Source organism: Streptomyces sp. NPDC048650, assembly GCF_043199095.1.
Classification (GTDB): domain Bacteria; phylum Actinomycetota; class Actinomycetes; order Streptomycetales; family Streptomycetaceae; genus Streptomyces.
Map to the genome: position 1 here is coordinate 1 of NZ_JBICVM010000010.1, position 21,747 is coordinate 21,747.

Here is a 21,747-nt window from a genome sequence, read left to right on the forward strand (position 1 = left end):
GGGGGGGGGGGGGGGGGGGGGGGGGGGGGGGGGGGGGGGGGGGGGGGGGGGGGGGGGGGGGGGGGGGGGGGGGGGGGGGGGGGGGGGGGGGGGGGCGGGGGGCACGGGCACGAAGGCGCTAGCCATCCGCCCTCCCCTCCCCTCCCCTCCCCTCCCCTCCCCTCCCCTCCCCTCCCCTCCTCCCCCCTCTCCCCCCGCCCCGTCGACGGCGCCCGCGTCTCCGAGGGCCGTACGCTGACCGGGTGACGAACTCGCACGCGGAGAACGCGCAGGACGGCCAGGCCCGACCGGACGCTGTGGAAGCGGCAGGCTCCTCAGGCGTGGTGGACGCACCAGGCGCTTCGGACGCCACCGACGTTCTGGAAGAACCGGGAGCCCCGGCTGCCTCGCAGGCACCGGAGCCTCCGGCCGACCCGCAGGCCACGGAGCCCCCGGCCGACCCGCAGGCCTCGGACACCCATGCCTCGGACCCCCATGCCTCAGCTCAGGGCGACCAGGCGGCTCAGGACGAGGGGACGCGGCGTCTGGCGAAGGCTGTGGAGGCGGCCGAGCGGGCGCTGATCGAGTTCGAGATCGCGGTGGAGACCTTCCGGGTGGAGGTGGAGAACTTCTCCCGGCTGCATCACCAGCGGCTCGGCCCCATGTACGCGCGGTTGGACGAGCTGGACGCGCAGATCGCGGAGGCGGTGGCGGCGCGCAGCGGCGACCCCGAGGACATCCGTAAGGCCAAGGAGGTGCGGGCGTCGGTCCTGCCCATGCCGAACGTGGAAGAGCTGTTCCACGGGTGGATGGGAGCGGATGGGTTGTATCCGGAGGCGCAGGCGATGCTCACCGAGCAGCCGGTGCAGCCGCCGCAGAAGGTGCGGCCCAGCGAGGAGACCCGCAAGGTCTACCGCGACCTGGTGCGTAGGGCCCACCCGGACCTGGCACGTGACGAGGCGGAGCGGACCCGGCGGGACGAGTTCATCGCGCGGGTCAACGCTGCGTACGGGCGGGGTGACGAGGCGGCGCTGAGGGCGCTGGCGCAGGAGTGGGAGTCCGGCCCCGCGCCGGCCGAGGAGCGGCTGAGCGAGAGCGAGGAGCTCTATGCCCGGCTGGAGTGGCTGGCTCAGCGCAAGGAACTGCTGGCCGCCGTTGCGGCGGAGCTGGAGGAGAGCGCGATCGGCGCGATGATCAAGATGGCGCCGCAGGACCCGGACGCGTTGCTGGACGAGATCGCCGAGAAGCTGCTGGCCGATGTGGCAGAACGCGAGGCATATCTCGCGCAGCTGGTCGGGTAGCGTCGAGAGCATGCAATTTGCTTCTGTGCCCACGGTCACTGTCGACGCTCTCTCGTCCGAGGACTTCCTCCTGGATGTGCGTGAGGACGACGAGTGGGAGGCCGGTCACGCTCAGGGTGCACTGCACATCCCGATGAGCGAATTCGTCGCCCGTTACGGCGAGCTCACCGAGGCGGCGCCCGAGGACGGCAAGGTGTATGTGCTGTGCCGGGTCGGCGGACGATCGGCTCAGGTGGCGCAGTATTTGATCCAGCAGGGCGTCGACGCGGTGAACGTCGCGGGCGGCATGCAGGCGTGGGAGGCCACCGGCCGCCCCGTCTCGGATGGCAAGGGCGGCCCTGGGACGGTCGTCTGAGCCGGTTGCCGCGAGGTCGGTGGTCCTGAGGCCGTCCGCAGCCGCCCAGCTCACGTCTCTCCCCCGCGGGCCCCGCCTTCGTGGGCCCACTTCCCCCGGATCCTCCCGGTGAGCGCTTTCCGCTAGCTCAGTGGATGCGCGGCGAGGAGATCACCGAGCGTCTCCTCGTGGGCGGCGGCCGGGCCCAGGGCGAGCTCCAGCTGTTTGGCCCAGGCGTGGTAGCGGTGCAGGGAGTAGTCGGTGTCGGCGCCGAAGCCGCCGTGCAGGTGTTGGGCGGTCTGGACGATCCGACGCACGCCGTCGGCGGCCCAGATCTTGGCGACTGCGACATCTCCCGCGGGCGGCAGCGCGCCGGAGGTGCCGGTGGTGATACGCCAGGCGGCCTGCCAGAGGGTGGCTTCCATGGCGCGCAGATCGATGAAGCGGTCGGCGGTCTGTACGGCGACCGCTTGGAAGGTGGCCACGGGGAAGCCGAACTGTTCGCGTTTTCCGGTGTAGTCGCTGGTCATGGCGAGGACGCGTTCGCCGAGGCCCAGGGCGAGTGCGCAGGTGCCGATGGTCAGGACGTTGCGCAGTGTCTCCCAGGCGCCGGGGGCGGTGATCGTTTCCCTGGCGCCGATCCGTACGGAATCCAGCCGGACCTCGGCGTAGCGCTCTCCGTTCGTGGAGATCTGGTCGTCGAGGGTGAGGCCGGGGCGGGTGCGGGGGACGAGGGCGAGGACGCTGTCGCCGTCGTGGGTGTGGGCGGGGAGCAGGATCCGGTCGGCCGTCTGGGCCCAGGGGACGGCGGTCTGGGTGCCGTCGAGTATCCAGTCGGTGCCGTCCCGGTGGGCGGTGACGGCGAGTTCGGCGGGGTCGTGGCCGGTTCGGCCGCTGGAGGCGACCGTCACGACGAGGGCGCCGGTGGCGATCGACGGCAGTACCTCGGTGCGCAGCTCGCTCGTCGCGTACGTCTGGAGGGTGTGCGCGGCGGCGCTGGATTCGAGCAGGGGTACGCGGGCGAGTGTCTTGGCCGCTTCGCGCAGTACGAGGCAGAGAGCGATCGGGTCGAGGCCCGCACCGTCGTGTTCGGGGGAGATGAGCAGGCTCAGCAGGTCGGTTTCGGCGAGTTGTTGCCAGAGCGCGCGGTCGAAGTCGTCGGCCACGGCTGCGGGGGTGAGCGCCGGGCTGGGCACGCTGTCGGGCGTGACCCCGGAGAAGACGGCCCGGGCCGCTTCGACGGCGGCGTGCTGCTCCTCGGTGAAGGTGAAGTCCACTGGTCTGTCCTTCCGCGCGGCGCGCTGACCTGACGGAGCGTCAAGGTAGAACAGGTTGCAGGAATTGGGAATGGCCCGGGGAGGGGAATGTGCGGGCGCGCCGGTGGATCCGGGGTCAGCGGTCGAAGTCCAGCTCGACCTTCTCCGTGACCGGATGGGACTGGCAGGCCAGCACATAGCCGGCGTCGACCTCTTCCTCCTCCAGCGCGAAGTTGCGGTCCATGCGTATCTCGCCGGACACCAGGAATGCCCGGCAGGTCCCGCACACCCCGCCCTTGCAGGCGTACGGCGCGTCCGCGCGGTTGCGCAGCACCGCCTCCAGCAGTGATTCGCCGTCGTGCACCGGCCAGTTGCCGGAGCGTCCGTCGAGGGTGGCGGTGACCGTGCTGTGTGCGGGGGCCGCGGTTGCGGGGGTCGGCGCCGTGGTGCCGTTCTCGACGTGGAAGATCTCTTCGTGGATGCGGCTGCGGGGGACGCTCAGGGAGCGCAGTGCCCGCTCGGCGCCCTGGACCAGGCCGAAGGGGCCGCACAGGAACCAGCCGTCGACGGATCCGACGGTCAGCAGCGCGGGCAGCAGTGAACGCAGTCGCTCTTCGTCCAGTCGGCCGGACGGCAGGCCGGCCTGCTGTTCCTCGCGCGAGAGGGTCTGGATCAGCTGGAAGCGCTGCGGATAGCGGTCCTTGAGGTCGGCGACCTCCTCCAGGAACATCGTGGAGGCCGCCGTGCGGTCGCTGCGGATCAGGCAGAAGCGGGCGTCGGGCTGCCGGGCCAGCAGGGTGGCGACGATGGACAGCACGGGGGTGATGCCGCTGCCGCCGACGATGCCCACGAAGTGGCCGGGGCGCGGTGCGAGGGTGAACCGGCCGGCCGGAGCCATCACCTCGACGGTGTCGCCGGCCGCCAGCTCCTTGAGGGCGTAGGTGGAGAACGCGCCGTCCTGGACCAGGCGGATGCCCACCCGCAGGCTGGGGGCGTCGGTGGCCGGGGCGCAGATGGAGTAGGTACGCCGGATTTCCTGGCCGTCGACCGACCGGCGCAGCGCGATGTGCTGCCCGGGGGTGTGCCGGAACGTCTCGCGCAGCTCGGGCGGAACCGTGAAGGTGACGGCCACCGCGTCGTCCGTGAGGCGCTCGATCTCCCGGACCTGGAGCGGGTGGAACATCACAACTCCTTGAAGTGGTCGAAGGGTTCGAGGCAGGACTCGCAGCGGCGCAGGGCCTTGCATGCCGTGGAGGAGAACCGGCTGAGCAGGGTGGTGTCGGTGGATCCGCAGTGGGGGCAGCGGATGGTCAGGTCGACGGTGACCGGTCCGCCGGCCGGCCCGGTGGGGCGTGGTGGTGCGATGCCGAATGCGGCGAGCTTGCGGCGGCCTTCTGGGGTGATGGCGTCCGTGGTCCAGGGCGGGCTGAGGACCGTTCGGACGTCGACCTGGGGTACGCCGTGCTCGTGGAGTATCTGCTCGATGTCGGCGGCCATCGCCTCGATGGCGGGGCAGCCGGTGTAGGTGGGGGTGAGCTGTACCTCGACGCGGTCCGGGGAGGTCAGGCGTACGCCGCGCACCACACCGAGCTCGGCGAGGGTGAGCACCGGCAGCTCGGGGTCGGGAACGGAGCCGGCCAGGGCCAGGAGTTCCTCTTCGCGGGTGCTGGTGGTCACCATGTCGCCCCCGGGTGGCTGCGGTGCAGATGCTGCATCTCGGCGAGCATCCGTCCGAATGGTTCGGTGTGCAGGCCCTGGCGTCCCGCTCCCGCGGTCCAGGCGCCGCTCTGCGGGCCCTGCGGAACGCCGAGGGTGGCCCGCTCCAGGAGGGCGGTGATGCGTGCCGTCCATGCGGCTTCGAGGTCGGGCGCGGGCGCGTCCAGTCCTTCGACCGGTTCGAAGAGCTCGCCCGTGAAGCGCCACAGGGCGTCCAGGCCGCGCTGCATGCGGGTGTGGCTTTCCTCGGTGCCGTCACCCAGCCGCAGCGTCCACTGTTCGGCGTGGTCGCGGTGGTAGGCGATCTCCTTGACGGCTTTTGCGGCGAGGGGCGCCAGGGCACTGTCGCCGCCGGCGAGGTGGTCGAACAGCAGCTGCTGGTAGGTGGAGAAGTAGAGCTGGCGGGCGATGGTGTGGGCGAAGTCGCCGTTGGGCTGCTCGACGAGCTGGAGGTTGCGGAAGTCTCGCTCCTCGCGGAGGTAGGCCAGTTCGTCCTCGTTGCCCGCCAGGGAGAGCAGGATGCGGGCCTGGCCGAGCAGGTCCAGGGCGATATTGGCGAGTGCGACTTCCTCTTCCAGGACGGGGGCGTTGCCGGCCCACTCGCCCAGTCGGTGGGAGAGGATCAGGGCGTCGTCCCCGAGGGCGAGGGCCGGGGCGAGGGTGAGGTTCGTCAAAGGTGCTGCACCCCGTCCGGGATTTCGTAGAAGGTCGGGTGGCGGTAGGGCTTGTCGCCGGCCGGTTCGAAGAAGGCGTCCTTCTCGTCCGGTGAGGAGGCGGTGATCTGGGCGGAGGGCACCACCCAGAGGGAGACGCCCTCCGAGCGGCGGGTGTACAGGTCGCGGGCGTTGCGCAGCGCCATGGTGGCGTCCGGGGCGTGCAGGCTGCCGGCGTGGGTGTGGGACAGGCCGCGGCGGCTGCGGACGAAGACCTCCCACAGGGGCCATTCGCCGGGTGGAGCGGCTGCGGGGGTGTGGTCGGTGGGGGGTGTCGTCATCGGTCGGCCTTCCCGTGCTTGACCGCGTGTGCGGCGGCTGCCTCGCGTACCCAGGCGCCGTCCTCGTGGGCTCGGCGCCGGCGGCTGATCCGCTCGTCGTTGCAGGGGCCGTTGCCTTTGAGGACCTCGCGGAACTCGGCCCAGTCGATCGGGCCGAAGTCCCAGTGGCCGCGTTCGTCGTTCCACGTCAGGTCCGGGTCGGGGAGGGCCAGCCCGAGGGCGTCGGCCTGTGGGACGCAGATGTCGACGAAGCGCTGGCGCAGCTCGTCGTTGGAGTGCCGTTTGATCTTCCAGGCCATCGACTGGGCGGAGTGCGCCGACTCGTCGTCCGGCGGGCCGAACATCATGAGCGAGGGCCACCACCAGCGGTTCACGGCGTCCTGTGCCATGGCGTGCTGTGCTTCGGTGCCGCGGCTGAGGGCCAGCAGGAGTTCGTACCCCTGGCGCTGGTGGAAGGACTCCTCCTTGCAGACGCGGACCATGGCGCGGGCGTAGGGGCCGTAGGAGCAGCGGCACAGCGGGACCTGGTTGGTGATTGCCGCGCCGTCCACCAGCCAGCCGATGGCGCCGACGTCGGCCCAGGTGAGCGTCGGGTAGTTGAAGATCGAGGAGTACTTCTGGCGGCCGGAGTGCAGCTTGTCGAGGAGCTCGTCTCGGCCGGTGCCGAGGGTTTCGGCGGCGCTGTAGAGGTAGAGGCCGTGGCCGGCTTCGTCCTGGACCTTCGCCATGAGGATCGCTTTGCGGCGCAGCGACGGCGCGCGGGTGATCCAGTTGGCTTCCGGCTGCATGCCGATGATCTCGGAGTGGGCGTGCTGCGCTATTTGGCGTACCAGGGATGAGCGGTAGGCGTCCGGCATCCAGTCGCGCGGTTCGATGCGTTCGTCCGCGGCCACGGTGGCGTCGAAGGCGGCTTCGAGTGCCGATTCTTCCGGCGCGATCGTCGTCATGTGGTGCCCCCTCGCTCCCGACCGACCGATCGTTCGGTTCAATGGTGAGTGGGTGGACCGCGGGTGTCAACCCTGAGAAAACTCGGGGGAGGGTGTGCCGGGTGCTGCCGCCTAGGTACCGTTCCGTGGCGGGGTCGGTGGAGTGTCAGCCGACTGGATTCTGGGAACGGGGCGTGGATGCAGTCATACGGGGACGAAAAGCGGTCACTGGCCGCGCTCTCGCTGCCCTCGCGGATCGTCATAGGTGTGGCGGCCTGCGCCGGCGCCGTGATCGTCGCGATCCATCTCGCCATGATGTTCCTGCATGTCGCGCCGCAGAACACGCTCAGCAAACAGCAGGGCGACCTGATCAGCGACTACGTCTACCCCGAGTACGAACAGAACTGGAAGCTGTTCGCGCCCAATCCGCTGCAGCAGAACATCGACGTCCAGGTCCGTGCCCGGCTGCGCGGCGCGAACGGCACCCCGCGGACCACCGGCTGGATCGACCTGACGGCCCGCGACGGACGCGACATCCTCCACAACCCGCTGCCCAGCCACACCCAGCAGAACATGCTGCGCCGCGGCTGGGAGTTCTTCCTCAACTCGCACACCGCGCAGAACAGCCCCGTCGGGGTCCGCGGTGAGCTCTCCGAGCGCTATGTCCGGCGCATCGTCATGCACCGTATGGGCGCGGAGTGGGGTGCGAGCGGACGGGTCGAGCGGATCCAGGTGCGCTCGGAGACGACCGCCGTCAGCCCGCCGCCGTGGAACACGGAAAAGATCAGCGACAAACCCATGTACCGCGTGCTGCCCTGGTGGCAGGTCACCGCAGCAGACCTGCCCGAGGGGGCCGAGAACCAGTGACGTCACCGACGCCGCAGCAGTTGCCCGCCGAAACCCGCACGTCCCCCACGACGCAGCAGCCCCACCAGCCGGAGCCTCCTCTGGAGGAGACCCGCATCGAGCGCGCCATCGGCCGCGGCTTCGTACAGGTCACCAGCCGGGCGATGGCCCCGTATCAGACCGCCGTGATCCGGATCGGCTTCTCCGCGACCTGGCTGCTGTTCCTGCTGCGCGAATGGCCGCACCGCCACGCCCTCTACGGCCCCGGCAGCCCCTTCAGCCTGGACATGGCACGCCGGCTCCTGGACGCCAACCATGCCTTCTCCATACTGCCCTGGTCCGGCAGCAACGGCTGGTTCGAGTGCGTCTACCTGCTGGCCATCGTCTCCAGTGCCCTGCTGCTGCTCGGCTGGCGCACCCGCACCATGTCGGTCCTCTTCATGGTCGGCGTGCTCTCGCTGCAGAACCGCAGCATTTTCCTGGGCGACGGCGGCGACAACGTCATCCACCTGATGTCGATGTATCTCGTCCTGACCCGCTGCGGCCAGGTGTGGTCCCTGGACGCCCGCCGCGCCGCACGGGCAGCCGCCGACGGTGAGGCCTCCGCCCCCGCGCGGGCGGACCGCGACCTGACCGGCATCGTCCTGTGGGGTGTCCTCGGCCTCGCGCTCGCCGTCGCCCAGCTGCGCGGCAGTTACGGCCTCACGTGGTTCGGCGACGGCCCCTTCCCGCACATCGGCTGGAGCCTGACGCTGTGGGGCCTGTGGGCGGTGCACGGCTTGTGGTGGGCGGCGCGGCGGTACGCGCCGGGGGAGCCGCGCACCGTACTGGACGCCCTCGCCAGACTCGCACACAACGGCGCCGTGCTGGTGATCATGGTCGAGGTCTGTCTGATCTACGCCACCGCCGGCTGGTACAAGATCCAGGGATCGCGCTGGCAGGACGGCACCGCGGTCTTCTACCCGATGCACCTGGACTACTTCTCCCCCTGGCCGGGCCTGTCCCAGCTGCTCGGCAGCAGCGGCCTGATGGTCATGCTGCTCACCTACGGGACGGTCATCGTGCAGGTGGCCTTCCCCTTCACCCTCTTCAACCGCCGGCTGAAGAACGTGCTGCTCGTCGCGATGATCTGCGAGCACCTGTCCATCGCGGTCCTGCTCGGGCTGCCGTTCTTCTCCCTCGCGATGATCGCCGCGGATGCGGTCTTCCTGCCCACGAACTTCCTGACCTGGCTCTCCGCCCGGCTGTCGGACCTGCGCAAGCGCCTGCTCACCCGTGGCGGCGCACCCCGCCCCGGAGACGGCGACCCGGACGCCCGTACCCACAGCGAGGGCGGTGGCCATACCCTCGTGGGGTGAGCAGCGAGAAAACCGCCCTGGACGGCGAGACCACCGCCCCGGACGGCGAGACCACCGCCCCGGGCGCGGAGCCCCTCCAGTACGACGAGGGCTTCGGCCCCAAGGTCGGCGTCGGCCCGCACCCTCGGCCCTGGCCGCGCGATGCCCGCTACGACCCCGAGCTGCTCGAGCACGGCGACCGGCGCAATGTCGTCGACCACTACCGCTACTGGACACGTGAGGCGATCGTCGCCGACCTCGACACCCGCCGCCACGACTTTCATGTGGCCGTCGAGAACTGGGGCCACGACTTCAACATCGGCTCGGTCGTACGGACCGCCAACGCGTTCCTGGCGAAGGAGATCCACATCGTCGGGCAGCGCCGCTGGAACCGTCGCGGCGCCATGGTCACCGACCGCTACCAGCATGTCCGCCACCACCCGGACACCGCGGACCTCACCGCCTGGGCGGCCGCCCAGGAGCTGCCGATCATCGGGATCGACAACCTCCCCGGTGCCGTGCCCCTGGAGACGACCGAGCTGCCGCGCCGTTGTGTGCTGCTCTTCGGCCAGGAAGGGCCGGGGCTGACCGAGGAGGCACGCCGGCACGCCTCCCTGGTCTGCTCCATCGCGCAGTTCGGCTCGACCCGCTCGATCAACGCGGGCGCCGCGGCCGCCATCGCCATGCACTCCTGGATCGGCCGCCACGCCCGCATCGAGGCCCTCTGACGGCCTTACGCCGGGCGGCGCACCTCCACCGTACGGAAGCGGTTCGCCACGAACGCGCCGTCACACAGCGCCGCGTTGGCCGCGGGGTTGCCGCCGGAGCCGTGGAAGTCGGAGAACGCCGCCGTCTGGTTCACATACACGCCACCGGTGAGGTTGAGCGACAGCTGAGCGCACTCCTCCAGGCAGGCGTCCTGGACCAGGCGCTCCACCTCGGCGTCGGTGGTGTACGCGCCGACCGTCATGGCGCCCTTGTCCCGCACGGTGCGCCGCAGCAGCTCGACCGCGTCGGCCGCCGAGTCCACGGCCACCGCGAACGACACCGGGCCGAAGCACTCCGAGAGATACGCCGCGTCGGAGTCCGGCTTGGCGCCGTCCAGCTTGACCATCACCGGGGTCCGGACCGTGGCGTCCGGGAAGTCGGGGTGGGCCACCTCGCGGGAGGCCAGCGCCACCTCGCCGAGCCCGGACGCGGCCTCGATGCGCTCCGCGACCTGCGGATTGACGATCGCGCCCAGCAGGGCGTTGGCCCGCGCGTCATCGCCCAGCAGACCGCTGACCGCGCCCGCGAGATCGCCGACCACCTCGTCGTACGACTTCGGTCCGGCGTCCGTGGTGATGCCGCCCCGCGGGATCAGCAGATTCTGCGGGGTGGTGCACATCTGGCCGCTGTAGAGGGACAGTGAGAAGGCCAGGTTGGCGAGCATGCCCTTGTAGTCGTCGGTGGAGTCGATGACGACGGTGTTGACGCCGGCCTTCTCCGTGAAGACCTGCGCCTGCCGGGCGTGCGTCTCCAGCCAGTCGCCGAAGGCGGTCGAGCCGGTGTAGTCGATGATGCGGACCTCGGGGCGCACCGCCAGCGTCTTGGCCAGCCCCTCGCCCGGCCTGTCCACGGCCAGGCACACCAGATCGGCCGGGAAACCGGCCTCCTCCAGCACGTCGCGCGCCACCTTGACCGTCAGCGCCAGCGGCAGCACGGCCCGCGGGTGCGGCTTGACCAGCACCGGGTTTCCGGTCGCCAGCGAGGCGAACAGGCCCGGATAGCCGTTCCAGGTCGGGAAGGTGTTGCAGCCGATCATCAGGGCGACACCACGCGGCACGGCGGTGAAGGACTTGGTCAGCTCCAGCGGGTCGCGCTTGCCCTGCGGCTTGGACCAGGACGCCTCTCCCGGGGTGCGGACCTGCTCGGCGTATGCGTAGGCCACCGCCTCCAGACCGCGGTCCTGGGCGTGCGGTCCACCCGCCTGGAACGCCATCATGAAGGCCTGTCCGCTGGTGTGCATCACGGCCTGCGCGAACTCGTGGGTACGTGCGCTGATCCGGGCCAGGATCTCCAGACACACCGCCGCCCGTGCCTCGGGGCCCGCGTCCCGCCAGGCGGGGATCGCGGCGCGCATGGCCGGGAGCAGTACGTCCACGTCCGGGTGCGGATAGCTGATGCCCAACTCCGGCCCGTAGGGGGATACCTCCTCGCCCACCCAGTCGTCCGTGCCGGGCTGGGCCAGCTCGAAGCGCTTGCCGCGCAGCGCCTCGAACGCGGCCAGGCCGTCGGCCGCACCCGTCTCGCCGTACGCCTTGGGGTGCTCAGCGTGCGGCGACCAGTAAGCGCGGGTACGGATCGTCTCGAGCGTCTGGTCGAGGGTGGGGCGGTGCTTCTCGATCAGCTGTGCTGGGGTCATTTCGGCGGCCATCGATGACCAACTCCTCGTCGAGCCGGGCGGAGAGCGGATGAGGCGGTGGGGCCGGAACCACGGACTGGAGGACCAGAACCGGGACCGGCGGATCGGAACCAAGGACTGGGAGTGAATGTGCCAACGGAGTTAGGGTAACCGAACGATCGGTCGGGGCAAGAGGGTCCGGCATGCCTGTGGACAACTCGGGTCGGGAAGGGGCAATCGCCATGACGGCAATCGGGTCCGGCAGCACCGTGGCAGTAGTGGGCACCGGCACCATGGGGCAGGGGATCGCGCAGGTGGCGCTGGTCGCCGGGCACCGTGTACGGCTCTACGACGCGGTGCCGGAGCGGGCCGGCCAGGCCGCCGCGGCCGTCGTGCGGCGCCTCGACAGGCTCGTCGAAAAGGGCCGGATCACACCGCAGCAGCGGGACGCGGCCCGTGACCGCATCTCCCCCGCCGCCGCCCTTGGCGAGCTGGCCGACGCCGAGCTGGTGATCGAGGCCATCCTCGAGCAACTCCCCGCCAAACAGGAGCTGTTCACCGCCCTGGAGGACGTCGTGGCGGCGGACTGCCTGCTGGCCACCAACACCTCCTCGCTGGCGGTGACCGCCGTCGCGGGCCCGCTGCGCAGCCCCGGCCGCTGCGTGGGCCTGCACTTCTTCAACCCCGCCCCCCTGCTGCCCCTGGTCGAGGTCATCAGCGGCTTCGCCACCGACGAGACGGCGGCCCGCACCGCCTACGACACCGCCGTCGCCTGGGGCAAGACCCCGGTGCGCTGCGCGGACACCCCCGGGTTCATCGTCAACCGCATCGCCCGCCCCTTCTACGCCGAGGCCCTGCGCGTCTACGAGGAACGGGTGGCCGACCCCGCCACCATCGACGCCGTCCTGCGTGAGGGCACCGGCTTCCGGATGGGTCCGTTCGAACTGACCGACCTCATCGGGCAGGACGTGAACGAGGCGGTCACCCACTCGGTGTGGACGTCCTTCTTCCAGGACCCGAAATTCACGCCCTCGCTGGCGCAGCGGCGCCTGGTGGAGTCCGGGCTGCACGGCCGTAAGTCCGGGCGCGGCTGGTTCGACTACGCCGAGGGGGCGCGGCACCCCGAGCCCCGGACGGCCGCCCCGTGCCCCGCCCCGGAGGCCGTTGGCCTGCACGGTGAACTGCCCGCGCCCGCGGCGGTGCTGGGCGGGCTGATCGGGGAGGCGGGCATCAAGATCAACCGGGCCCCGGTGTCGGGGGAGCCGGGTGGTTTCCTGCGGCTGCCCGGCGGGGTCCGCCTCGCGCTGACCGACGGCGGCCCGGCGACGAGCCCGGTACACGGCGACTGCATCCGGTTCGATCTCTCACTCGACTACCGGGCGGCGACCCGGATCGCACTGGCCGCCCCCGAGGGCGTGCGCGAGGCGGACCTCGCGGAGGCGGTCGGGCTCTTCCAGGCTCTCGGCAAGCAGGTCAGCGTCATCCAGGACGTGCCGGGGATGATCGTCGCCCGTACGGTCGCGATGATCGTCGACTTCGCCGTGGACGCGGCGGCGCGCGAGGTGGCGACGGCGCAGGACATCGACACCGCGATGCGCCTGGGCGTGAATTACCCCGGTGGCCCCATGGAGTGGGTCGCGCGGCTCGGGGCCCGGTGGGTGTGGGAGCTACTGGACGCGATGTACCACCACAATGCCGGTGGCCGCTACGCACCGTCGTGGGCCCTCAGGCGCCGTGCGGACCTGGAGGGACAGGTGCTCTAATCATGACCATGGCCAAGCGCGACACCTATACGCCCGATTCGCTGCTCGCGGTCGCCGTCGAGGTGTTCATCGAGCGCGGATATGACGGCACCTCCATGGAGCACCTCTCCAAGGCGGCCGGCATCTCCAAGTCCTCGATCTATCACCACGTCCGCAGCAAGGAAGAACTGCTCCACCGGGCGATAAGCCGCGCCCTCGACGGGCTGTTCGGCGTCCTGGAGGAGCCGGGCGCCGTCGAGGGCCGGGCGATCGAACGGCTGGAGTACGTCACCCGGCGGGAGGCCGAGGTGCTGATGGACGAACTGCCCTATGTGACGTTGCTGTTGCGGGTGCGCGGGAACACCGACACCGAGCGGTGGGCGATGGAGCGCCGTCGGGAGTTCGACCACGAGGTCGCCGACCTGCTCAAGCAGGCGGCCGCCGACGGCGATCTGCGCGACGACGCGGACATCCGGCTGGCCACCCGGCTGCTGTTCGGCATGATCAACTCGCTTGTGGAGTGGTACCGGCCGGGGCGCGGCGGCGCGGCGAGCCGGGACGAGGTGGCCGAGGCCGTGGTGCGCACGGCGTTTGCGGGACTGCGCAAGAGCTGAGGGACGGCAGCGGCCCATGCGGCCCATGCGGCCCGGGAGGCTCCGGGCGGTCGATGGCCATGTGCCGACAGTGGCCCGTGTGTCGGCAGTGGCTCGTGTGCCGGGCGTGGGCCGTGACCCGTGTGCCGGCCCGCGGCTCGGGCTACTCCTCCTCCGGCCCCAGCTCCGTCTCCTCGAAGACCAGCAGGGTGCGGGTGCTGAGTACCTCCGGGATCGACTGGATGCGGGTGAGGACCAGCTCGCGCAGTTCCCGGTTGTCCTTGGTGTGGACGAGCAGCAGCACGTCGAAATCGCCGCTGACCAGCGCGATGTGGGAGGCCCCGGGGAGCGCCTTGAGCTGGGTGCGCACCGTCCGCCAGGAGTTCTGCACGATCTTCAGCGTGATGTACGCAGAGGCGCCTTGACCTGCGCGTTCCTGGTCTATGAGGGCGCTGAAGCCGCGTATGACGCCGTCGTCGATCAGCCGGTTGATCCGGGCGTAGGCGTTGGCGCGTGAGACGTGGACCTGTTCGGCGACGGAGCGTACCGATGCCCGGCCGTCGGTGCGCAGCATGCGCAGGATGGAGCGGTCGACGGTGTCCAGCGGGCGTGCGGGCGGCACCGGCGGGGCGGACGCGGACGGCGGCCGTGGGCCCGGATTGGCCATCTGTTCGTCCCGCATATGCTCCCGCCTCCCCGTTGTGGACGTCCTGCATTCATCTGAAGCTGTGGAGAACCGTTTGTCCACAGGCTGAGTCCGCCTGTAGCCAAAATGCCTTGGCGACCGAACAATCGGTAGGGAAGGGCGCACCCGCCCCGACCGGTTTCATCCTGCCCATTGAGTCGCCCGCCACCACCCCATCAGGCGCCTCGCGCCGCCCCTTCGATTCGAGGAGGTGCTCGTCATGACGGTCCTGGAGCAGTCCGGCAGCAGCAGGAACAAGAGCGGCCTGCCCGGCCCGCCGCCCGACTGGCGGCCGCGCGTCGATCCCGCGCCCCTCCTGCCCGATCCCCAGCCGTACCGCCTGCTGGGGACGGACGCCGCCCGCGGGCTGGACTCCGGCCTCCTCAAGCGGCTCTACGCCCAGCTGGTGCGCGGCCGGCGCTACAACGCCCAGGCCACGGCCCTGACCCGACAGGGGCGGCTGGCGGTCTACCCCTCCTCCGCCGGACAGGAGGCCTGCCAGGTCGCCGCCGCGCTCGCCCTGGAGGACCGCGACTGGCTCTTCCCCAGTTACCGCGACACCCTTGCCGCCGTGGCCCGTGGGCTCGACCCCGTCCAGGCGCTGACCCTGCTGCGCGGCGACCGGCACACCGGGTACGACCCGCGCGAGCACCGCATCGCCCCCCTGTGCACGCCGCTGGCCACTCAGCTCCCGCACGCCGTGGGCCTGGCGCACGCCGCCCGCCTCAAGGGCGACGACGTGGTGGCGTTGGCGATGGTGGGCGACGGCGGCACCAGCGAGGGCGACTTCCACGAGGCCCTGAACTTCGCGGCGGTCTGGCAGGCGCCGGTGGTCTTCCTCGTACAGAACAACGGCTTCGCGATCTCCGTGCCGCTCGCCAAGCAGTCGGCGGCCCCCTCCCTGGCCCACAAGGCCGTCGGCTACGGCATGCCGGGCCGCCTGGTGGACGGCAACGACGCGCCCGCGCTGCACGAGGTCGTCACCGAGGCCGTGGGACGGGCCCGCCGGGGCGGCGGGCCCACCCTGATCGAGGCCGTCACCTACCGCATCGAGGCCCACACCAACGCCGACGACGCCACCCGCTACCGCACCGACGCCGAGGTCGAGGCATGGCGGGCGCACGACCCGATAGCCCTTCTGGAACGCGAACTGGCCGCCCGCGAGCTGCTCACCGAGGAATTCACCGGCGCCACCCGGGAGGGCGCCGAGCAGCTGGCGGCCGATCTGCGGGAGCGTATGAACGAGGACCCGGTGCTCGACCCGATGGACCTGTTCACCCATGTCTATGCCGAACAGACCAGCCAACTGCGCGACCAGGCGGCGCAGTTGCGCGCCGAGCTGGACGCCGAGGAGAATCCGGCCGAGGAGGCCAGGCCATGACGACCACCGCGGCCGCCCGCAAGCCCGCCACCATGGCGCAGGCGCTGACCCGTGCGCTGCACGACGCCATGGCCGACGACCCGTCGGTCCATCTCATGGGCGAGGACGTCGGCACCCTGGGCGGCGTCTTCCGGGTCACCGACGGCCTGGCCAAGGAGTTCGGCGAGGACCGCTGCAGCGACACCCCGCTCGCCGAGGCCGGCATCCTCGGGACCGCCGTCGGCATGGCCATGTACGGGCTGCGACCGGTCGTGGAGATGCAGTTCGACGCCTTCGCCTACCCGGCGTTCGAGCAGCTGGTCAGCCATGTCGCCCGGATGCGCAACCGCACTCGGGGCGCCCTGCCGATGCCGCTGACCATCCGGATCCCCTACGGCGGCGGGATCGGCGGCGTGGAGCACCACAGCGACTCCTCCGAGGCCTACTACCTGGCCACCCCCGGCCTGCAGGTCGTCACCCCGGCGACCGTCGCGGACGCCTACGGGCTGCTGCGCGCCGCCATCGCCTCCGACGACCCGGTCGTCTTCCTGGAGCCGAAGCGGCTGTACTGGTCCAAGGACGACGACTGGTCGCCCGACGCCCCCACGACGGTCGCCCCGATAGGTCGCGCCGAGATCCGCCGGCGCGGCGAGAGCGCCACCCTGATCACCTACGGCCCGTCGCTGCCGGTCTGCCTGGAGGCCGCCGAGGCCGCCCGCGCGGAGGGCTGGGACCTGGAGGTCCTCGATCTGCGCTCGCTGATGCCGTTCGACGACGAGGCGGTCTGCGCATCGGTACGGCGTACCGGACGCGCCGTGGTCGTCCATGAGTCGGCCGGATTCGGCGGCCCCGGCGGTGAGATCGCCGCCCGGGTCACCGAGCGCTGCTTCCACCACCTGGAGGCGCCGGTGCTGCGGGTGGCCGGCTTCGACATCCCGTATCCGCCGCCGATGGTGGAGCGGCACCACCTGCCGGGTGTGGACCGGATCCTGGACACCGTCGCCCGCCTCCAGTGGGAGTCGGACTGGACCGAGGGACGTGGTGAGTGATGGCCGTGGTCCGTGAGTTCACCCTGCCCGACCTGGGCGAGGGCCTGACCGAGGCGACGATCGTGCAGTGGCTGGTCGAGGTCGGCCAGGTGGTGGCCGTCGACCAACCGGTGGTCGAGGTGGAGACGGCCAAGGCGATGGTGGAGGTGCCCTGCCCGTACGGCGGTGTGGTCACCGCCCGCCTCGGCGAGGAAGGGGCCGAGGTCCCGGTGGGGGCGCCGCTGGTGACGGTGGCGGTCGGTGCCGCGCCGGATGACATGACGGTCAACGGCACACCGGGCGCCGCCCCGGCCACGAACGCCTCCGGCGCCGTGACCACGGGCCCGCAGGATGCGGCCGCTTCGGGAAACGTCCTGGTCGGGTACGGCACGAGCGCCGCCGCGGCCCGGCGGCGCCGGATCCGGCCCGGAGCGGGCCCCGCCACGGGTACGCAGAGTCCGCCCGAGGCGCCCCCGGCCCCGGTGCCGGCCGCGGCCGCCCCCACGGCTGCCGCTCCCGACACCCGCACGGTGGCCGTTATCTCGCCGCTGGTGCGCCGGATGGCGCGGGAGAACGACCTGGACCTGCGGGAGCTGACCGGATCCGGGCGGGACGGGCTGATTCTGCGGTCGGACGTCGAGCGGGCACTGCGTGAGCGGGAGCCGGCCACAGTGGCGTCCGCCGCGACGGCGGCTGTCGCGGCCGGGCCCGTCTCCGGCGCCGCACCGGGCGCCGAGCGCATCCCGCTGAAGGGCATGCGGGGCGCCGCCGCCGAGAAGTTCAGCCGCAGTCGGCACGAGATCCCGGACGCCACGTGCTGGGTCGACGCCGACGCCACCGAACTCCTCGCCGCCCGCCGGGCGATGAACGCCCCCGGCGCCCCCAAGGTGTCCCTGCTCGCGCTGCTGGCCCGGATCTGCACAGCCGCGCTGGCACGGTTCCCCGAGCTCAACTCCACCGTCGACACCACCACCCGGGAGATCGTCCGGCTGCCCGCCGTACACCTCGGCTTCGCGGCCCAGACCGACCGCGGCCTGGTCGTCCCCGTGGTGCGCGACGCGCACGCCCGTACCGTCGAGGGGCTGTCCGCCGAGATGGCCCGGCTCACCGAAACCGCCCGGTCCGGCGGCCTGTCGCCGGCCGAACTGACCCATGGCACCTTCACCCTCAACAACTACGGTGTCTTCGGTGTCGACGGCTCCACGCCGATCATCAACCACCCCGAGGCCGCGATGCTCGGCGTCGGCCGGATAGCCGCCAAGCCCTGGGTGCACGACGGCGAACTCGCCGTCCGGCAGGTGGTCCAGCTGTCGTTCACCTTCGACCACCGGGTGTGCGACGGCGGTACCGCCGGCGGCTTCCTGCGGTTCGTCGCCGACTGCGTGGAGCAACCGGCACTGCTGCTGCGCACCCTGTGACGGCCGCGACATCGTTGACGCCTGGGGCGCCTGTGTGAAAGCGGTGCCCATGGCGATACTCAAGGGGTGAGCGACCACACCGACTACGACGCCATCGTGCTGGCCGGCGGCGCGGCCCGGCGGCTGGGCGGGGCGGACAAACCCGCCCTGTCCGTCGGCGGCCGCCCCCTGCTGGACCGGGTGCTCGCCGCCTGCGCGGACGCGGCGAGGACCGTCGTCGTCGGGCCTCGGCGCCCGGCCGGCCGGCCCGTCGTCCGCGCGCGGGAGGACCCGCCCGGCGGCGGCCCGCTCGCCGCGCTGGATGCCGGGCTGCGGCACACCACCGCCCCCACGGTCCTCGTCCTCTCCGCCGATCTGCCGTTCCTGACGCCCGGTGCCGTACGCAGCCTGCGCACGGCGGCGGCCGGCACGACGGAGGGAGGTGCGCCCCGGGACGGCGCCCTGCTGAGCGACGCCGACGGCCGCGACCAGCCGCTGGTCGCCGCCTATCGGACCGAGCCGCTGCGCCGCGAACTGGCCCTGTTGCGCGCCGAACACGGCACCCTGAGCGGACTTCCGCTGCGTGCCCTGCTGTCCCGTCTGACGCTCCGGAGAGTCCCGGACACCACCTCCACGGCGTCCTTCGACTGCGACACCTGGGAAGACATCGGCGCGGCACGTGCTCGTATCAGGGAGCATGGCAACGTGTTGGACGAATGGATCACGACAGTCAAGGCCGAGCTGGGCATCGAGCTCGATGTCGACACCGCGGTGCTGCTCGACCTCGCCCGGGACGCGGCACACGGCGTGGCCCGCCCCGCCGCCCCGCTGACGACCTTTCTGATCGGCTACGCGGCGGGCCGCCAGGGCGGCGACGTCACCGAGCTCGCCCGCCGCGCCGCCGCGCTGGCCAACCGATGGGCCGCGGAAGGCGAGGACGGCGCCGACGGCGCCGCGCGCGGCGAAGCGAAGCCTGCGGAATGACGGAGGGGGAGTTCGACGCCGCGCTGGACGCCGCGCTCGCAGTGGCCAACGGCAGCGCGACGGCAGCCGCCCGACACGCTGCCGCGAGCGAGCCGTACGGCACGGGACGGGCGCACCGCGCAGGCGATTCGTACGGCGTACCCGGGCTGTACGACGCGCACGGGCTGTTCGATGCGCACGGGCCGGGCGGCGCGCGGGGAGACTCCGCGGACGGCGCACACGGACCGGGCGGCGCCCGGGGACCGGGCCCGGCTTCGGCCCCGGATCTGGATCTGGATCCGGTGTCCGGCGCCGGCGGCGTACCCTCCGCCGGCGGCACACCCTCCGCCGGTCCCGCCATCGACTCCTCCTCCCGATCCGGCCCCGCCACCCCGGCGCCCGGCCCCGCGCCGGCCATCCCCTGGCACACCGCCCGCGACATCGCCCGCCGCGCCGCGCCCGGCCCGCTCCCGGCGGAGACGGCGACCCTGGGCGAGTCGCTCGGCCGCCCCCTCGCCGCGCCGCTCGGCGCCCTCACCGATCTGCCGCCCTTCGACACCTCGGCGATGGACGGCTGGGCGGTGTCCGGCCCCGGGCCCTGGGACCTCGCTCCGGCCGGCGGTGCCACCGGCCCGCATCCCGGCATCCTCGCCGGTCACGCCGCCGCCGGGCCGCTGCCCGACGGTCACGCGATCGCCATCGCCACCGGGGCCCGGGTGCCGGCCGGTGCCACGGCCGTGCTGCGCAGCGAACACGGAGAGGTCCGGGAGCGGAGCGGCGGCCGCACCCGGCTGTATGCGCTGCGGACCGTGTCGCCGGGGCAGGACATCCGCCCGCGTGGCCAGGAGTGCCGCCGCGGAGACCAACTGCTGCCGTCCGGCGCCGTGGTGACACCCGCGGTCCTCGGGCTGGCCGCGGCCGCCGGCTACGACGAGCTGACCACCTGTCCTCGCCCGCAGGTCGAAGTGCTGGTCCTGGGTGACGAGTTGCTGCGGCACGGCCGGCCGCACGGCGGCCGGATCCGCGACGCGCTCGGCCCGATGCTCGGCCCCTGGCTGCACGAGCTGGGCGCCGACGCGGCCCCGCCCCGCCATCTCGCCGATGACCCCGACACCCTCTACGAGGCGATCGCCTCGTCCCGGGCGGACGTCGTCCTCACCACAGGCGGCACGGCGGCGGGCCCGGTCGACCATGTGCACCCCACGCTGCGCCGTCTGGGGTCCGAGGTGCTGGTGGACGGTGTGGAGGTACGCCCCGGGCACCCCATGCTGCTCGCCCGGATCACCCCGCACCGCCACCTCGTCGGGCTCCCCGGCAACCCCCTCGCCGCCGTCTCCGGGCTGCTCACCCTCGCCGAGCCGCTGCTGCGGACGCTGTCCGCGCGGCGCGCCCCGGCCACGTACCGTGCGCCGCTGTGGTCGTCGGCGCACGGGCATCCGCGGGACACCCGGCTGGTGCCGGTGACCTACCGGGACGACGAGCGGTACGGATTGATGGCCGAGCCGCTGCACTTTCACGGCCCCGCGATGCTGCGCGGGATCGCCGCCGCCGATGCGGTGGCCGTCGTCCCGCCCGGTGGCGGGGATCGTGGCACCGAGGTCGAAGTTCTCGAACTTCCCTGGTCGGCGGAGTGGTCACCGGCCGCAACCACAGCCCCGTACGGCCCCGCCGGAGGCACCGAGTGAAGCTTCCGTCCTCCGACGCCGCCGCACGCGACGTGCCCGAGGACCGTTCGCACCGCGTGATGCTGCCGCGTCGCACCGCCAAGGCGCCGTTGCGGCAGGTCGCCCGGCGGCTGCTGATGGCGCTGCTGGTGCTGATCGCGACGGTCTTCATCGTGTGGATCGACCGAGCGGAGTACCACGACAACGCCAACGGCTCGGTGGACCTCCTCGATTGTGTCTACTACGCGACCGTGACGCTCTCCACCACCGGCTACGGCGACATCGTGCCGTACGGCGACAGCGCGCGGCTGCTGAACATCCTGCTCATCACGCCGCTGCGGGTGCTGTTCCTGATCATCCTGGTCGGCACGACACTGGAGGTGCTGACCGAGCGCACCCGTGAGCAGTGGCAACTGAAACGCTGGAGAACCGCCTTGCGCGACCACACCGTCATCGTCGGCTACGGAACCAAGGGCCGTTCCGCAGTCCAGACCCTCTGCGCGACGGGCCTGAGCCGCGAACGCATCGTCATCGTCGACCCGAGCGTCAAGGTGATCGAGGCGGCGGTGGCCGAGGGGTTCGCGGGGGTCGTCGGCGACGCGACCCGCAGCGATGTGCTCATCCGTGCCGAGATCCAGCGGGCGCACCAGATCGTGATCGCCACCCAGCGCGACGACACCGCGGTCCTGGTGTCGTTGACCGCACGTCAGCTGAACAAGCGGGCCAATATCGTCGCGGCGGTGCGGGAGGAGGAGAACGCTCCGCTGCTGCGGCAGTCGGGTGCCGACGCCGTCATCACCTCGGCGAGCGCGGCCGGTCGGCTGCTGGGGCTCTCGGTGCACAGCCCCAGTGCGGGCGCCGTGATGGAGGACCTCATCCAGCAGGGCAGCGGGCTGGATCTGGTCGAGCGGCCGGTGGTGAAGGCCGAGGTCGGCAAGTCCGTACGGGAGACCGGTGACCTGGTCGTTTCGGTGCTGCGCGGTCACCGGTTGCTCGCTTACGACGATCCGGCGGCCAGCCCGCTGCAGTCCGCGGACCGGTTGATCACGATCGTCCGCGCGGCCGCGACGGAGGACCCGGATATCCCGGGCAAGCCGTCCCGCCCGCGCGGTCCGACGCTGCCGGGAAGCGGTGTCGCCCCGATGCGCAGGGCGGACGAGCACCGGCCGGACCGGTAGCCGGGCCCGCCTCGCGGGCTGACGGGCCGACATCCGCGGGTCGCCGACGGACCCCGCCCCGTCGC

Annotated in this window: 21 protein-coding genes; 13 read left to right on the forward strand and 8 right to left on the reverse strand. The window is 72.0% G+C overall.

Annotated elements, in window-relative coordinates; all coding sequences use genetic code 11:
* The first annotated feature begins 242 nt into the window (after positions 1 to 242).
* Positions 243 to 1,280 carry a hypothetical protein gene (locus ACGFML_RS25985; RefSeq protein WP_393547545.1) on the forward strand — a complete coding sequence of 346 codons (1,038 nt, stop codon included), beginning with the start codon at positions 243 to 245 and terminating at the stop codon, positions 1,278 to 1,280.
* A gap of 25 nt (positions 1,281 to 1,305) precedes the next feature.
* A complete protein-coding gene (locus tag ACGFML_RS25990; protein WP_393547988.1) occupies positions 1,306 to 1,635 on the forward strand; it encodes a rhodanese-like domain-containing protein in 330 nt (109 codons plus the stop codon).
* Positions 1,636 to 1,757: 122 nt separating this feature from the next.
* Here ACGFML_RS25990 and ACGFML_RS25995 read toward each other — a convergent pair whose 3' ends face one another.
* The 6 genes from ACGFML_RS25995 to paaA form a co-directional block, all read right to left on the reverse strand.
* Positions 1,758 to 2,891 (reverse strand): acyl-CoA dehydrogenase family protein, encoded by a 1,134-nt coding sequence (locus ACGFML_RS25995; RefSeq protein WP_393547547.1) that lies wholly within the window; start codon positions 2,889 to 2,891, stop codon positions 1,758 to 1,760.
* A 115-nt stretch (positions 2,892 to 3,006) separates the two neighbouring features.
* Complete coding sequence (gene paaE, locus ACGFML_RS26000; RefSeq protein ID WP_393547549.1) at positions 3,007 to 4,053, reverse strand: 1,2-phenylacetyl-CoA epoxidase subunit PaaE; 1,047 nt, start codon at positions 4,051 to 4,053, stop codon at positions 3,007 to 3,009.
* On the reverse strand, positions 4,053 to 4,550 hold the full coding sequence (gene paaD, locus ACGFML_RS26005; RefSeq protein ID WP_393547551.1) for a 1,2-phenylacetyl-CoA epoxidase subunit PaaD: 498 nt from the start codon (positions 4,548 to 4,550) through the stop codon (positions 4,053 to 4,055). Before paaD ends, paaE begins: the two co-directional genes overlap by 1 nt.
* Positions 4,544 to 5,260 (reverse strand): 1,2-phenylacetyl-CoA epoxidase subunit PaaC, encoded by a 717-nt coding sequence (gene paaC / locus ACGFML_RS26010; protein ID WP_393547553.1) that lies wholly within the window; start codon positions 5,258 to 5,260, stop codon positions 4,544 to 4,546. The genes paaD and paaC overlap by 7 nt, the downstream gene beginning before the upstream one ends.
* Positions 5,257 to 5,580 (reverse strand): 1,2-phenylacetyl-CoA epoxidase subunit PaaB, encoded by a 324-nt coding sequence (paaB, locus tag ACGFML_RS26015; protein ID WP_393547555.1) that lies wholly within the window; start codon positions 5,578 to 5,580, stop codon positions 5,257 to 5,259. The genes paaC and paaB overlap by 4 nt, the downstream gene beginning before the upstream one ends.
* A complete protein-coding gene (gene paaA / locus ACGFML_RS26020; RefSeq protein ID WP_393547557.1) occupies positions 5,577 to 6,527 on the reverse strand; it encodes a 1,2-phenylacetyl-CoA epoxidase subunit PaaA in 951 nt (316 codons plus the stop codon). The genes paaB and paaA overlap by 4 nt, the downstream gene beginning before the upstream one ends.
* A 177-nt stretch (positions 6,528 to 6,704) precedes the next feature.
* Between paaA and ACGFML_RS26025 the strand changes: the two genes are divergently transcribed.
* From ACGFML_RS26025 to ACGFML_RS26035, 3 genes are read left to right on the forward strand one after another with little or no spacing between them, the layout of a single operon-like run.
* Positions 6,705 to 7,373 (forward strand): DUF5819 family protein, encoded by a 669-nt coding sequence (locus tag ACGFML_RS26025; protein ID WP_393547559.1) that lies wholly within the window; start codon positions 6,705 to 6,707, stop codon positions 7,371 to 7,373.
* Positions 7,370 to 8,710, forward strand: a complete 1,341-nt coding sequence (locus tag ACGFML_RS26030; protein WP_393547561.1) for an HTTM domain-containing protein — start codon at positions 7,370 to 7,372, stop codon at positions 8,708 to 8,710. Before ACGFML_RS26025 ends, ACGFML_RS26030 begins: the two co-directional genes overlap by 4 nt.
* A 17-nt stretch (positions 8,711 to 8,727) precedes the next feature.
* Entirely contained in the window at positions 8,728 to 9,417 is a 690-nt protein-coding gene (locus tag ACGFML_RS26035; RefSeq protein WP_393547990.1) for a TrmH family RNA methyltransferase, read from the forward strand.
* A gap of 5 nt (positions 9,418 to 9,422) precedes the next feature.
* Here ACGFML_RS26035 and paaN read toward each other — a convergent pair whose 3' ends face one another.
* The gene (paaN, locus tag ACGFML_RS26040) at positions 9,423 to 11,105 is read right to left on the reverse strand and encodes a phenylacetic acid degradation protein PaaN (protein ID WP_393547563.1); all 1,683 of its coding nucleotides are present in this window, start codon (positions 11,103 to 11,105) and stop codon (positions 9,423 to 9,425) included.
* Positions 11,106 to 11,314: 209 nt separating this feature from the next.
* On the opposite strand from paaN, the gene ACGFML_RS26045 reads away from it, so the two are divergent.
* Positions 11,315 to 12,835, forward strand: a complete 1,521-nt coding sequence (locus tag ACGFML_RS26045) for a 3-hydroxyacyl-CoA dehydrogenase (RefSeq protein WP_393547565.1) — start codon at positions 11,315 to 11,317, stop codon at positions 12,833 to 12,835.
* Positions 12,836 to 12,837: 2 nt separating this feature from the next.
* The gene (locus ACGFML_RS26050; RefSeq protein ID WP_393547567.1) at positions 12,838 to 13,428 is read left to right on the forward strand and encodes a TetR/AcrR family transcriptional regulator; all 591 of its coding nucleotides are present in this window, start codon (positions 12,838 to 12,840) and stop codon (positions 13,426 to 13,428) included.
* A gap of 142 nt (positions 13,429 to 13,570) precedes the next feature.
* Here ACGFML_RS26050 and ACGFML_RS26055 read toward each other — a convergent pair whose 3' ends face one another.
* A complete protein-coding gene (locus ACGFML_RS26055) occupies positions 13,571 to 14,089 on the reverse strand; it encodes an Lrp/AsnC family transcriptional regulator (protein ID WP_393547569.1) in 519 nt (172 codons plus the stop codon).
* A gap of 223 nt (positions 14,090 to 14,312) precedes the next feature.
* Here ACGFML_RS26055 and pdhA point away from each other — a divergent pair, with 223 nt between their 5' ends.
* The 6 genes from pdhA (at position 14,313) to ACGFML_RS26085 (ending at position 21,682) form a co-directional block, all read left to right on the forward strand.
* The gene (gene pdhA, locus ACGFML_RS26060) at positions 14,313 to 15,473 is read left to right on the forward strand and encodes a pyruvate dehydrogenase (acetyl-transferring) E1 component subunit alpha (RefSeq protein WP_393547571.1); all 1,161 of its coding nucleotides are present in this window, start codon (positions 14,313 to 14,315) and stop codon (positions 15,471 to 15,473) included.
* A complete protein-coding gene (locus tag ACGFML_RS26065) occupies positions 15,470 to 16,501 on the forward strand; it encodes an alpha-ketoacid dehydrogenase subunit beta (RefSeq protein WP_393547573.1) in 1,032 nt (343 codons plus the stop codon). The genes pdhA and ACGFML_RS26065 overlap by 4 nt, the downstream gene beginning before the upstream one ends.
* Positions 16,501 to 17,898 carry a dihydrolipoamide acetyltransferase family protein gene (locus tag ACGFML_RS26070; RefSeq protein WP_393547575.1) on the forward strand — a complete coding sequence of 466 codons (1,398 nt, stop codon included), beginning with the start codon at positions 16,501 to 16,503 and terminating at the stop codon, positions 17,896 to 17,898. The genes ACGFML_RS26065 and ACGFML_RS26070 overlap by 1 nt, the downstream gene beginning before the upstream one ends.
* Before the next feature lie 66 nt (positions 17,899 to 17,964).
* The gene (locus ACGFML_RS26075; RefSeq protein ID WP_393547577.1) at positions 17,965 to 18,861 is read left to right on the forward strand and encodes an NTP transferase domain-containing protein; all 897 of its coding nucleotides are present in this window, start codon (positions 17,965 to 17,967) and stop codon (positions 18,859 to 18,861) included.
* Complete coding sequence (locus ACGFML_RS26080; RefSeq protein WP_393547579.1) at positions 18,858 to 20,525, forward strand: molybdopterin molybdotransferase MoeA; 1,668 nt, start codon at positions 18,858 to 18,860, stop codon at positions 20,523 to 20,525. Before ACGFML_RS26075 ends, ACGFML_RS26080 begins: the two co-directional genes overlap by 4 nt.
* Positions 20,522 to 21,682, forward strand: a complete 1,161-nt coding sequence (locus tag ACGFML_RS26085) for a potassium channel family protein (protein WP_393547581.1) — start codon at positions 20,522 to 20,524, stop codon at positions 21,680 to 21,682. The genes ACGFML_RS26080 and ACGFML_RS26085 overlap by 4 nt, the downstream gene beginning before the upstream one ends.
* Positions 21,683 to 21,747 lie beyond the last annotated feature (65 nt).